At 53.4% G+C, this 11,930-nt stretch carries 12 protein-coding genes; 2 read left to right on the top strand and 10 right to left on the bottom strand.

The window, feature by feature from the left end; genetic code table 11:
- The 7 genes from Q8W22_RS08805 to Q8W22_RS08775 form a co-directional block, all read right to left on the bottom strand.
- Positions 1-1,185 (bottom strand): AAA family ATPase, encoded by a 1,185-nt coding sequence (locus tag Q8W22_RS08805; RefSeq protein ID WP_305452113.1) that lies wholly within the window; start codon positions 1,183-1,185, stop codon positions 1-3.
- A 112-nt stretch (positions 1,186-1,297) separates the two neighbouring features.
- On the bottom strand, positions 1,298-1,423 hold the full coding sequence (locus Q8W22_RS08800) for a hypothetical protein (protein ID WP_303605914.1): 126 nt from the start codon (positions 1,421-1,423) through the stop codon (positions 1,298-1,300).
- Positions 1,424-1,552: 129 nt separating this feature from the next.
- Positions 1,553-1,816, bottom strand: a complete 264-nt coding sequence (locus Q8W22_RS08795; protein ID WP_305452111.1) for a hypothetical protein — start codon at positions 1,814-1,816, stop codon at positions 1,553-1,555.
- 332 nt (positions 1,817-2,148) lie between these two features.
- Positions 2,149-3,552 (bottom strand): hypothetical protein, encoded by a 1,404-nt coding sequence (locus Q8W22_RS08790; RefSeq protein ID WP_305452110.1) that lies wholly within the window; start codon positions 3,550-3,552, stop codon positions 2,149-2,151.
- Complete coding sequence (locus tag Q8W22_RS08785; protein ID WP_305452109.1) at positions 3,545-4,840, bottom strand: KGGVGR-motif variant AAA ATPase; 1,296 nt, start codon at positions 4,838-4,840, stop codon at positions 3,545-3,547. Before Q8W22_RS08785 ends, Q8W22_RS08790 begins: the two co-directional genes overlap by 8 nt.
- Positions 4,837-5,253, bottom strand: coding sequence for a hypothetical protein (locus Q8W22_RS08780; protein ID WP_305452108.1), 417 nt, complete (start codon positions 5,251-5,253; stop codon positions 4,837-4,839). The genes Q8W22_RS08785 and Q8W22_RS08780 overlap by 4 nt, the downstream gene beginning before the upstream one ends.
- A 160-nt stretch (positions 5,254-5,413) precedes the next feature.
- Positions 5,414-6,328 (bottom strand): LysR family transcriptional regulator, encoded by a 915-nt coding sequence (locus tag Q8W22_RS08775; RefSeq protein ID WP_305452107.1) that lies wholly within the window; start codon positions 6,326-6,328, stop codon positions 5,414-5,416.
- Between the two features lie 180 nt (positions 6,329-6,508).
- On the opposite strand from Q8W22_RS08775, the gene Q8W22_RS08770 reads away from it, so the two are divergent.
- Positions 6,509-7,042 (top strand): NADPH-dependent FMN reductase, encoded by a 534-nt coding sequence (locus tag Q8W22_RS08770; RefSeq protein WP_303433582.1) that lies wholly within the window; start codon positions 6,509-6,511, stop codon positions 7,040-7,042.
- A 117-nt stretch (positions 7,043-7,159) separates the two neighbouring features.
- Here the strand turns inward: Q8W22_RS08770 and Q8W22_RS08765 are convergent, their stop codons facing one another.
- The 3 genes from Q8W22_RS08765 to Q8W22_RS08755 all read right to left on the bottom strand — a co-directional run bounded on the left by Q8W22_RS08765 (position 7,160) and on the right by Q8W22_RS08755 (position 10,259).
- Positions 7,160-7,963, bottom strand: a complete 804-nt coding sequence (locus Q8W22_RS08765; RefSeq protein WP_303433583.1) for a helix-turn-helix transcriptional regulator — start codon at positions 7,961-7,963, stop codon at positions 7,160-7,162.
- On the bottom strand, positions 7,963-9,360 hold the full coding sequence (locus Q8W22_RS08760) for an aspartate aminotransferase family protein (protein WP_305452106.1): 1,398 nt from the start codon (positions 9,358-9,360) through the stop codon (positions 7,963-7,965). The genes Q8W22_RS08765 and Q8W22_RS08760 overlap by 1 nt, the downstream gene beginning before the upstream one ends.
- A gap of 203 nt (positions 9,361-9,563) precedes the next feature.
- Positions 9,564-10,259 (bottom strand): GntR family transcriptional regulator, encoded by a 696-nt coding sequence (locus tag Q8W22_RS08755; protein WP_303433587.1) that lies wholly within the window; start codon positions 10,257-10,259, stop codon positions 9,564-9,566.
- A gap of 157 nt (positions 10,260-10,416) precedes the next feature.
- Here Q8W22_RS08755 and Q8W22_RS08750 point away from each other — a divergent pair, with 157 nt between their 5' ends.
- Positions 10,417-11,742, top strand: a complete 1,326-nt coding sequence (locus Q8W22_RS08750; RefSeq protein ID WP_303433589.1) for a glutamine synthetase family protein — start codon at positions 10,417-10,419, stop codon at positions 11,740-11,742.
- Positions 11,743-11,930 lie beyond the last annotated feature (188 nt).

Raw genomic sequence — 11,930 nt, 5'->3', positions numbered from 1 at the left:
TCAAGGGTCTACTCCATCAAACAGTCCTTGTTTCCAGAGTGCACCGGGCAGGTCTCCGGCAGCCGCCAGGCTGACCAGCAACGGATTGTCAGAGGCGCGTTGAATGATCGTCAGTCCTTGCTCTTTTTTCAGCCAGAAAATTTCTGATAACTGAATACTGTTGAGCATATCGGGGGAGTGGCTGGACACCAGAACCTGTCCTCCGCGTTCGGCATAAAGACGGAATTCTTCCGCCAGTTCGGGCATCAAGCTGGGATACAGTTGGTTCTCGGGTTCTTCGACACAGAGTAGTGGATGAGGGGCCGGGTCATGAAGCAACAGAAGGTACGCGAACATCTTGATAGTGCCATCAGAGACATAACGAGAAATAAACGGGTCTTTGAATGAGCCATCCTGAAATTTGAGCAGAATACGGCCATCATCCGTTTCGATCGCCCTGACGTCTTTGATACCAGGAACCCGTTGTTTCATCTTTGCCAGTACCTGGCTAAAGATATCCGGGTGTTGTTCGTACAGATACTGGGCTACCAGCGCGGTGTTATCGCCTCTGACCGACAGATGTTCGGCATAACCGGCATCCTGCGACGGGCGCGCCTCACTGATGTGAAAGTCAGACACATGCCAATGTTCGATCAGCTGCCGGAAGGCACTGGCTGCCTTGAAACGCTGGAATTGGCCCAGCCCCTTGATGGCCAGAATATCCGGGCTGTCCAGGGTTTGTTCTTCTCGCTCCAGTTCTGAGTCTTCTTTATTAAAATCGTCCTCGTTAACAATGGCGTAACCCTTACCCTTCTGGAAGTCGATAAAGTGGTAGGGAGAGCCATATTTGCCACGTTTGTATCTGAGTATTTCGCTGGTAATGACAGGGCGATTATTGTCGAGACAAATTTCCAGCCGGTAGGTCACCAGACGTTCTACGTCGTTGATCAGTAGTCGAAACTGTACCGAGATTTCGATGGCTTCATGGTCATGACCACGGGTAACCACTTCATGAAAACCACCCCGTTTTTGCAAGGCAGTACGGACGTTGCCAGCCAGAGCATCCTTGAGAAAGCCAAATACATCGAACAGGGTGCTTTTGCCTGTGCCGTTCGCTCCGACAAAGACACAGAGGCCCGGCATCTTCGTGATTTTCACTGACTGGAATACGCGGAAGTTTTTGATCGACAGAGACTCGATTTTCACCCTGTGCTCCTGTTATGCGTTCAATGGCGTACGTTAGCAGTTTTAACCGTGGGTTTCTTTGGAATAGTTGCCGAAGGATTACCCCCAAGAATAATTAATCCAGACAGTCTCATTATCTATTGTCGGTGTTGGTGACGCGAGCGGTTGAACCAAACCGAGACAGTTCCCGTACCCCAACGTAATCCTGAAGTTCGTGTTTGCGGTTACGTAAAGTGGTGAGTGTTTGTTCGCGATTCATGACTTTATCCCGTCAATAAAGCGGATCACAGCGCAGTGCCTGGCGGCGGTGAGTGGCAGTGCATTGGGTGCTGTCATCAATGTTTGATGTCAGTATGTGTGGTCAATGTGCTTGGTCAATGTGCCTGGGTTACTTGTCGGGTAACGGTGGCAAATGTTCCCGTTTGTATATCTCGCAGCCACACTGGCTGCATTGCCAGTACGGGCTGTCCCATTCTCCAGCTTGATTGATTGTCGGCATTTCGCAACCGCCGATAATCACCTTCCCTGCATGTATGTCAGCCTGCATTTGTTCGTCGTACATTGGAAAACCGTAGAGAATAGCCCCGACCGGAGTAAAGCCACACGTTGGGCATTTACGCGGTTTGCGGGAGCGGATAATGCGGTTATCCATGATTTGAGTCTCCTTTCGTTGTTGTCTGTGGAAATCAGCTTCCCTGATACGATCTTTCGACCAGCTGATGCCGGATGGCACGGTTACGAGGCAGGTATTGGGCGGACAGCCTCCTGATTGGCCGGTTTGGTACGGCTACCGGATTGGTATATGAATATCGGGAGTGTGAAATTCGCAAAGAGAAACAGCAAGCGGTTTAGCCAGGTCCTTGCTGGTGCCGCGAAAGTGTATGGGAAAATAGCAGCGGATGGCCGGACGTTCATAATGTAAAAAAACCGGTAGCTGACGAGGTCCGGGTTTTCGAGCATCCGTTTACCGCCTGTGGACCAGTACTATTTATTTTGCGGTTTGACTCCACCCCGGCGACCCAGGCCAAAACCAACCCGGTAAAGGTCGGGCATATCGATACGGCCGTCTTTTTTGATTTCCATAACACCTAACCTTTTGAGGTCTTCGACGATGCCTTGCCAGCCTTTTTCGGAGTGTTGCGCAGGTAAACGTTCTGAAGAGATTGACGATGGCCCTTGTGGAAAATGGTCTTGCCAGCGTGGTTCAAAAACGCTGAATTCACAAGGTAGGGTAAGGCCTCGCAGGGGCGCCATCACATCGGATATCCATGGGTAGTCTTCTTCCAGTTCAGACACCCGAATCCCCGATGCTTTTTGGATACCAAGCTTGATGCTTTCGTAGTGCAGTGCCAGAGGATGAGACGGATAGCGCTCTTGAGTCTTGTCGGTTGCTTCTTTGATGGCCGCCAAAAAGGAGCGCGGCGATGTCTGGCCACGGCCGTCGGCCAAATGGCTGACGGACCAGGTGTACGGAACGCCGCGTCTTGAATCTCTACCCATCCAGGGGCCTGCCAGAGATATAAAAGCATCGCGTTGTTGCTCGGTATCACGTTTCATCTTTTCGTTTAAAACGTAGAGGCCATCCACTTGTTTATACGATGACAGTGAAAGCTGGTCGCGTAACAGTTGGCCTGAATTTTCGGGTGCGTTAATCAGGCGCTGCCATAACAGGCCATGTAAATCATGACGGGCCCAGTTGAGGTCGGCTTTGGTGGCTTTCAGTTTGGAGGCGTCCGGGAAGTTGAAGACGGTACGTTCGGCTTGGTCTTCGCGCAGGAATACCTTGCCATAAAGTCCGTTGAACGATTTTAACCAAAGAATAGCTTGTAGCAGGCCACGTACAATAGCGTCCATTTTTTGCCAGTCACGGCTGGTTCGGTCCAGCGCATCAAACAGAATCAGTCCTTTCCATGTCCGCGGCTGACGCATCAAAGCCGCCGATTCGTGCGGGCTGTTTTTTTGCCATTCCAGCGTATCGGGCCAGGTTTGATCTGGAATTTGGGTCTGGTTTTGAACTGCAATCCAGCGATGGATAACCGCTTTCCAAATATCCAGTGTTGGATAACCAAGATGTAGAAGCTGGGTAAATTCATCTTCGGTCGGGTAAGCCGGATCATCCTGCTTTTCGGAATGGCCAATAAACAGTTCAATGTCCAGTTCGGGCAAGACCGCACCAATGGTGGTGCGTAATTTCGGATCGCGCAGAGCTGCGGTCCAGAAGGATTTGCCAACACCTCGTCCTCCGACCACAACACTGGCTTCCAGTCGTAAGGCCTTCTGATGAGACAATGGAATATACAAGGTGCCAAAGGAGGGTTCTCGACCATCATTACTGGTTTCCAGTGCTGCAGAGAGGATGGCTTGCCGCAGTTGTGAAGAATCAGTCACGTAGATCTTGCTCCGATAAATCGGCAATCCCGTTGATCACCTGTCCAAAAATCATATCGACCTGTTTTGTATCAATTTCGAAGAGTCGTCCATGCAACGATTGTAATCCGGTAAAACTGCGGTGCCAGTGTACTGCCCAGGGGGAGTGCGGAGCGGTGTCATCGGACTCTTCAAAATTCCATCGATCACCGATGATTTCTCCCGCGGTGATCGCGTCGTATTGGGTGTCAGTGAATATATTCCAGGCATTCTCTCGCAGCTGTTCCAGATAGTGGGCGGTATCGGTATCCGGGGTTAGCCCCGAAACTATTTGCAGGCGTTCGCGAATTTTCTGGATAACCCCAGCTCGCTGCCAGTGTTTGAACAGAATGTTATAACCGCTCCAGGTCTGACTGCCGTCAATCGCAAACAGCAGGATCAATCTGGCGCCCAGATCGGTAATACAGCTGGAAGCGACTTCGTCGATACCGGCGCGGGAGTCGATCAACACAATATCGGGCTGATACTTGTTTTCGAGTTGTAGGATCAGCCGCTGCAGACGTTGCGACCAGCTTTCGCGGCTGCCGTCGGCCTGCAGTTTGGGCATCCAGACCCGGCCCAGCTTGGAAATATATTCACCGGGATTTGTGCCATGGGCTGGCACGACCAGAATCTCCCCATCATGGGATAAATCACTGCTGGCGATCATGTCTTGCATAACGTTATCGCCGTTATCGACCAGGTCTTCAACCAACCAGTCGGTAATGCCGTACTTGGGTTGTTTCTCTTCCGGCAAAATAGCCGTTGATAATCCAGGGGATTCCAGGTCAAGGTCGAGCACCAATACCCGTTTGCCGCTCTGCGCCAGAGACCAAGCCGTAGCAGCCAGAGCCGAAGAACGTCCAACGCCACCTTTGATGGAGAAGAACACAACCCGAGGTGTGGCGGATTCGGCTTCGATGGTTTGCCAGTCGGTTTCGGTGGCGAGTCGATCCACAACAAATACGTTTGGATAGTCTGGCAGTGCGAAAGCTGGAGATCCCTGTTTGATAGCCTCCAGATCGTCTTCGAACAGCACCAGTCGTGATGCTGGCCATGCATGTGGCGCCAGTTGTTCATTCACATCTTCAAGCAATGATTGCAGCTGGTCCGTCAGTTCGGTATTGGCTTCGACGGTTGCTGACAGAATCAGGCGCACACGACCGTTCAGATCCCGGTTAATCAGCACGGTGCCAAGTGCTGTCACTAATGATTGATAACGGGTAAAAATATCGGAGAGGATATAATTGATCTGATCAAAGGTGATCATAGAAGTCCATCCAGTTGCGCTTTTTTGATCAGTTGGCAAACGTTGTTTGCGCCAGATTTGTGGCTGATAATCTGGCTTTGTTTAATATCGTCTCTGTGTGAATAACGCTGAGAAGCGTGCCAGTTATCGAATGGGTTACCGTCAGGGAGCTCGAATCCTAAGCCATACACATGCCCACTCTGATAGGTATTGTATCGATTCCATATACCGTCGGCATGTTTTCTGTCTTTTGGTTTTTGAGGTTGGTCTCTAGTGCTATCCCAATCCATACCAAACGCCTGCATTAGTTTTTTCAGCCCACACTCTGCTGAAAACCCGTAAAGATGATCGGCATTGGCCCAGCGTTGATGCTGGAATAACAGTTCTGCATCTTGCCAATGGCGCCGATGAGCATCCAAAAAATCTGTTGCCACGGGTAGTCTCCCTGTTGCTGTACATCCTGACCGACATTCCGATGATACCTGAATTCCAGGGGCAGGAAGCGACTAAGTAGGACCTTCAAAACAAGCTATCAAAACGAGTAATCAAGACTGGTTTGAGACTGGAGAGGAAAGGTTGGACGCAGCGCCAGGTTTATATCCCGGTGCGTTGTGCCAGTCGCCCGGCAACAAAATCGATAAAGCAGCGTACTTTGGCGGACATGTGTTTGCGGCTGGGATAGATCAGGTAGATATCAATCACCATCGGTTGGTAGTCGGTAAACAGTTCGATGAGTCGGCCACTGCTGATTTCGTTGGTAAATAGGAATGAGGGCATACAGACGATGCCGTGGCCAGCAAGGCAGAGGGAAATTTCCATTTCCGAGCTGTTGCTGCTGACCCGGCTATTCACTTCGACTTGGATATCTTTGCCGTATTGGTTGCGATAGTGCCAGAGGCGCGGTGTTTTCAAACCGCTGTAGGTGATGCAGTGATGTTCGGCGAGTTCTTCCGGCCGTTGCGGGGTTCCGTATTGTTGCAAATAGGACGGGGCGGCGAGTGTCACGGCCCGTGAGCGCATGACGCGACGGCTGATGAGGCTGGAGTCTTCCAGTTGCGGGGTGGCTCGTATCACAACGTCGAAGCCGTCTGCGACGATGTCGACCTTGAGGTTGTTGAAGTCGATTTCGAGGCCGACCTGCGGGTAATGCTGCAAAAAGTCGGAGAATATGCCGCGCATCTGGGCCATGCCAAAGCTGACCGGGCAGCTGACCTTGAGGGTGCCGGCCGGTTGTTGTTGCTGACCCATCAGGGCATTTTGAGCATTGCTGACGTCTGCGATGATTTGCTGGCATTGCTGGTAGTAGAGTCGGCCTTCGGCGGTCAAGTGCTGTGAGCGGGTGGTGCGGTTGAGCAGGCGGGTGCCGAGACGTTCTTCAAGCCGGGCGATTTCTTTGCTGATATAGGAGGTGGAGTGCCCGGTGTTGTCGGCGGCGCGGGTGAAGCTGCCAGCACTGACTACTTCGGCGAAGATGATGATGCCGTCCAGCAGATGGGCGTTGTAGGTCATGCTGTCTCCTTTTCTCGCTCACGACGTGTTGGCTTTTGACGGCGTGAATAATGGCTTATTGATAGTCATATGGAAACAATAACTCCACAAAAGCTCTATTAATCAATCTGTGTGGCTAATGTAAGGTATACCTCATCAATCAACCTTCTCAATCAATCTTCACCTTAAAGGAGCCACCGCATGAAAATATTAGCGTTTGCCGCTACTAACAGCCGTCAGTCCATTAACAAGCAGCTGGTCACTCATGCGGCCAAGCAGCTGCAACAGACCACTGGTGCTGAGTTGGAAATCCTCGATCTGAATGACTTCGAGATGCCGATTTACAGTGTTGACCGTGAACAGGAGTCTGGCATTCCTGAACCGGCTCAGACGTTTTTCAAGAAAGTCGGCGAAGCCGATGCCGTGCTGATCTCGTTTGGTGAGTTTAATGGTTCATTCAGTGTGGCGTATAAAAACGTGTTTGATTGGGCTTCCCGCATCGACCAAAAGGTTTATCAGAACAAGCCAGTGTGTGTGATGGCAACGTCCCCAGGCCCCGGGGGTGCGCAGAGTGTATTGGCGGCAGCGGTGGGGTCTGCGCCGTATTTCGCCATGGACGTGAAAGCGCAATTGTCGGTACCGTCGTTCTACGATAACTTTGATGTTGAGAAAGGTGAGCTGAGCAATGCGGAATTGTCTGCGGCGCTGACTGAGGCGTTGGCGACGCTGGCTTGAGGCCCTGTATGGCCTGATTGCTGTAAATTTAAAAAACCGGCTCTGCCGGTTTTTTTGTGCCTGAAATAGGTTTGCGGATACGGACGGAGGCGGTTCCTACGGGCAAGGCCTATCCTCTCAGGCGACGATGCGCATATCCATCTCACTGAGGTGATTAAGGAACAGCGTGAAAATCTCGCTTTGTTGTGAGGTATTCAGGCGGCCGTGGATATTTTTGCGATGCACCTTGACGGTACCGACACAGATATTAAGCAGGTCGGCGATGGATTGGGAGCTGTGGCCTTGCAGAATCAGCGCGGTAATCTCTTGTTCGCGGCGGGTCAGTACGCCCTGGCCGAAGGTGCGCAGGGCCTGGGTCAGGGTGCTGCGACTTTTGCCGTTGGGCAAGTATTCGTCGGCGTTGGAAAGCCAGAACTGGCGAATCAGCGCGCTGATCATGGCGCAGTGTTCCTGTAGCCGGTTCATTTCTGCGCGGGTGATGCTGCCGAGGCTGGATTTGCGACCAAGAGACAGGGTGAAGTAGCTGCTTTCTGCCAGCTCGATCACCAGGTTGATCTCGTCGACCAGATCAAATTCCTGATAGCAGTTGTGGAAGTATTCCGTCTGGGTGAAGGAGTCCGGTGCGATGCTGCTGAGGCGGCTCAGACCGGTAATCTGGCTGCTGCTGGCGTTGTTCTGCAAGGCACTGTAGAGCGGGTCGAGCAGGTAACTGTGATGCAGGTAGGTTTCCAGCGCCGGGCTGGGTTCGCTGGTCTCGGTGTATACCAGCGTTGGCTTGGCACCGGGAACAAACACCAGCATCAGGCAGGTGTCGAAATGCGCCAGCGTCGCCAGGTAATCGGCCAGTTCTTTCGGAAAACTGGTCAGGCGAATATGGTCGACCAGACTGGCCAAGGCTTTGGTTGCGATGATATCGGCCATCAGAGTGCTCCGGCTTGTTGGGCGCTGGTGAGGGTCAGGTCGAGGCAGGTACGGATTTTCTGGCACAGCTCGTTGATCTCGGTTTTGCTGATGATCAGCGGCGGTGACAACACCATACGGCTGCCGACGGCGCGCATGATCAAGCCATTGGCAAAACAGTGGTCGCGGCAGATCATGCCGATGTCGAGGCTGGACGGGAACAGGGTTTTTGTGGCTTTGTCCTGCACCAGAGCGATACCGGCTACCAGACCAACGCCATCAATCTGGCCCACTAACGGGTGGTCGGCGAGGCTTTCACGCAGGGCTTTCTGGAAGTAGGGGCCGGTGCTGTCGCGTACCTGCTCAACAATGCCTTCGGTTTTCATTATTTCGATGGTTTTCAGCGCCACGGCGGCGGCCACCGGATGACCGGAATAGGTAAAGCCGTGGTTAAAGTCGTTATCGTGCTCCATCAGGGCGTTGCTGATGCGATCCCCGACCGCCACGGCGGCGATGGGCAGATAGCCCGAGGACAAACCCTTGGCCATCGAAATAATGTCGGGCTGGATATTGAAGGTATCGCTGCCGAACCAGTTGCCGGTACGTCCAAAACCACAAATGACTTCATCCACTGCCAGCAGAATGTCGTACTGGCGGCAAATACGCTGGATTTCTGGCCAGTAGCTGGCGGGTGGCACGATCACGCCACCGGCTCCCTGGATTGGTTCCGCTACAAACGCGGCAACGTTGTCGGGGCCAACGGCGAGGATTTTTTCTTCCAGCGCTCGTGCAGCCGTCAGACCAAATGCCTCTTCGCTTTGATCACCGCCTTCGCCATACCAGTAAGGCTGTCGGATGCGCTCGATGTTCGGTACCAGCGGGCCACCCTGTTGGTGCATGCCGCTCATGCCGCCGAGGCTGGTGCCGCCGATGGTGCTGCCGTGGTAAGCGTTGTCACGGCTGATCAGAATATTACGCCATGGTTTGCCCTTGATGGCCCAGTAGTGGCGGGTCAGCCGCATTAGGGTATCAATGGCTTCCGAGCCTGAACTGGCAAAAAAGATCCGGTTGAGGTCGCCGGGCGTCACACTGGCGATGGCTTCTGCCAGCTGGGCCACCGGGCCATGTGTGGTCTGGAAGAAGGTGTTGTAATACGGCAGCGTGCGCATTTGTTGTTCGGCGACCGCGGCCAGTTCTTCACGGCCATAGCCCAGGTTCACACACCACAGACCTGCCATTCCATCCAGAATCTTGTTGCCCTGATCATCCCAGATGTACACACCATCGGCGTGTGTGATCACCCGTGCGCCCTTGTTATTGAGGCGGGTGGCGTTGCTGAACGGATGCAGATGGAAGCGGGCATCGGTTTGCTGCAAGGATGAGTGGCTGGCGGAAGCAGTAGTGGAATCGTGTTTCATGGCGCTGACCGTGTTTTAAAATGTGATCACAATTTTGTGATCACAAAATGATTTGGTCAAGGGCTGCACAAAAGCACTGGCCTGAAATGACCAATCGTCCAGATTGTCTGTCAGCGTGCCGGGTGATACCGGGCTGGCCATGATCTGTGAGGGAATTAACATTACCGGGCAAACAAGCCGTAACAAGTGTCCGTCGGCGGCCCCTAACCCAGCAGTTGTTGCAGCTGCTCCGGCGATGAAGCAAAGGCGCAGCCGTCACGAATATCGGCGCTGATGGCCATTTGCAGGGCCAGGGAGTCGCGCTCACGAATGGCGCTGATGGCTTCCTTGTGGCGATCGACCTGGTAATAATCGTCGAGGTTTTCGATGGCTACCTGCATAAAGGGCGCAAGTTGCAGCCACAGGCTTTCGATCAGCGACTGGGTCACCTGATGCGGGTTGGCGGTGTACAGCAGGCGGTGAAACTCCTGGTTGTAACGGGTCACATCGTGGCCGTTGCCGTGCTCGGTGGCGATGTCGATGCGGTGATCGAGGTCTTCGAGTTGTGCCAAGCGTGCTTCGTCGATATAGGGCATGGCGCGGACGGCACTGTGGGTTTCAAGGCAGATGCGGGCTTCGACCAGTTCGGCAAATTTCATCGCCGTCATTTTGGGCACCATCACGCGCCGGTTTCCCTGAATCTCCAGTGCGCCTTCGGCAGACAATTGCCGCAGGGCCTCCCGGATTGGCATCGGCGAAACATCCAGCAATGTGGCCAGTTCCCGAATTGTCAGTGCCCGTCCTGGTGGTATTTTGCCCAGTAATACCGCTTGCCGCAGAGTGCTGTATACCCACTGGGTGATAGTTACAGCGCTGTGGCGCTCAGTTAGGGTGAGATCAATCGGGGTGTGTTTATCCATGCTGATAGCGCTCTTTCTGCTGGTTATACCGGTGTTTTTTACTTGCCTGTCATCGAATATGTGATCACAATTCAGACATTCAAGCACAACACGGGCGTGTCAGCCAGAGTGTTTATGGCCCCTCCTTTTCTTGTGCTCCTTCATGACCAGGTGTTCCATGCAAAATGATTTTGATCTTTTTATCGTCGATCTGAACGGCAACCTGCGAGGCAAACGCCTGTTAGGCAGCTCGCTGGAAAAAGTTTATGAAGAGGGCGTCAAGCTGCCACGCTCTGTTATCGGTGTCGATTTCTGGGGCGGCGATGTGCCAGATAACGGACTGGTTTTTGAAACCGGTGATAACGATGGCATCTGTGTGCCGGTGCAAGAAAAACCGACTCCGGTGCCCTGGGCCGGTCAGGAGCGTCATCAACTACAAGCGATGATGATGAACCCGGATTACTCGCCGTTTAATGTCGATCCGCGTCAGGTATTAAAAAATATCGTCGACCGTTTCCATGAGCAGGGCTGGTATCCGGTGATGGCAACGGAGCTGGAATTTTATCTGATGGATGGTGACTCGGAAGAAGTACAGCGTCCGCGGCCGCCGGTGCTGGACCGGGGTCATGGCCGTCGCCTAAATACCACCGATGCCTATTCGATCGAAGATGTGGATGGTCTGGAATCGTTTTTTGCCGAAGTCCGTGCCGCCTGTGATGTGCAGGGCGTACTGGCCGATACCATTATTTCCGAGCTGGGGCCGGGCCAGTTTGAGATCAACCTCAAACACGTGTCCGACCCGCTTAACGCCGGGGATCAGTCGATCTGGTTCAAACGCCTGGTCAAGGGGATTGCCCGCAAGCACGGTTACACCTCGACCTTTATGGCCAAGCCATACGCGGAACACTCAGGCAACGGCTTCCATGTGCATTTCAGCCTGCTCGATAAAGACGGCAATAACCTGTTCGACAACGGTGGCGAAGAAGGCACCGAGATGCTGACCCAGGCGATTGCCGGTCTGCTGCAATTGATGCCCAGCTCAATGCTGATGTTCGCGCCGCACCTGAACTCCTATCGCCGCTTTCAGGATGGCTCGCATGCGCCGGTTTTTGCGTGCTGGGGTTATGAAAACCGCACCACCGCAGTTCGAGTACCGGAAGGCGACCCGGAAGCACGGCGTCTGGAGCATCGGGTATCCGGTGCGGATGCCAACCCGTATCTGGTGCTGGCGGCTGTTTTGGCCGGCGCTTTGTATGGCTTGAACAACAAGCTGACCCCGCCGGAACCCATGGAAGGTGATGCCTATGCCGATTCTGATGAGTCCACCCGCTTGCCGTATCGCTGGGATGACGCCATCAAGGCACTGGACAAGAGTGCGGTGATACGGGAGTACCTGGGAGACGAATTTGTAGATGTGTTTTGTGCCATCAAGCGTCAGGAAATTACGGAACTGAACAGCCGTATTTCTGATATTGAATATGAGTCTTACCTGGGCCTGTTGTAGGGGCGGCGTATTCCCGACCGGCTCTGCCGGCTTTCCGCTGTCGCCCCCGCCGTTTTGGGTCAGTCGTTCTCGTCAGTCACCATTGCGTGATTGACGGGGCGACTCCCATAACACCTATTCCCACAACACCGATTACCATAACACCACGTCCATTGCCCCGTTTTGCCCCGTTTTGCCCCGTTTTGCCC

The sequence above is a fragment of the Oceanobacter sp. 1_MG-2023 genome (genome assembly GCF_030689025.1).
Lineage (GTDB): Bacteria > Pseudomonadota > Gammaproteobacteria > Pseudomonadales > Oceanobacteraceae > Oceanobacter.
This window is presented reverse-complemented; position numbering and strand designations above follow the sequence as displayed.

Excerpts from the sequence above, each read along its gene's own strand:
- Q8W22_RS08760 (WP_305452106.1), bottom strand. The coding sequence starts at position 9,360 with ATGAAACACGATTCCACTACTGCTTCCGCCAGCCACTCATCCTTGCAG.
- Q8W22_RS08785 (WP_305452109.1), bottom strand. The coding sequence starts at position 4,840 with ATGATCACCTTTGATCAGATCAATTATATCCTCTCCGATATTTTTACC.
- Q8W22_RS08765 (WP_303433583.1), bottom strand. The coding sequence starts at position 7,963 with ATGGCCGATATCATCGCAACCAAAGCCTTGGCCAGTCTGGTCGACCAT.
- Q8W22_RS08775 (WP_305452107.1), bottom strand. The coding sequence starts at position 6,328 with ATGACCTACAACGCCCATCTGCTGGACGGCATCATCATCTTCGCCGAA.
- Q8W22_RS08800 (WP_303605914.1), bottom strand. The coding sequence starts at position 1,423 with ATGAATCGCGAACAAACACTCACCACTTTACGTAACCGCAAACACGAA.
- Q8W22_RS08795 (WP_305452111.1), bottom strand. The coding sequence starts at position 1,816 with ATGGATAACCGCATTATCCGCTCCCGCAAACCGCGTAAATGCCCAACG.
- Q8W22_RS08770 (WP_303433582.1), top strand. The coding sequence starts at position 6,509 with ATGAAAATATTAGCGTTTGCCGCTACTAACAGCCGTCAGTCCATTAAC.
- Q8W22_RS08755 (WP_303433587.1), bottom strand. The coding sequence starts at position 10,259 with ATGGATAAACACACCCCGATTGATCTCACCCTAACTGAGCGCCACAGC.
- Q8W22_RS08750 (WP_303433589.1), top strand. The coding sequence starts at position 10,417 with ATGCAAAATGATTTTGATCTTTTTATCGTCGATCTGAACGGCAACCTG.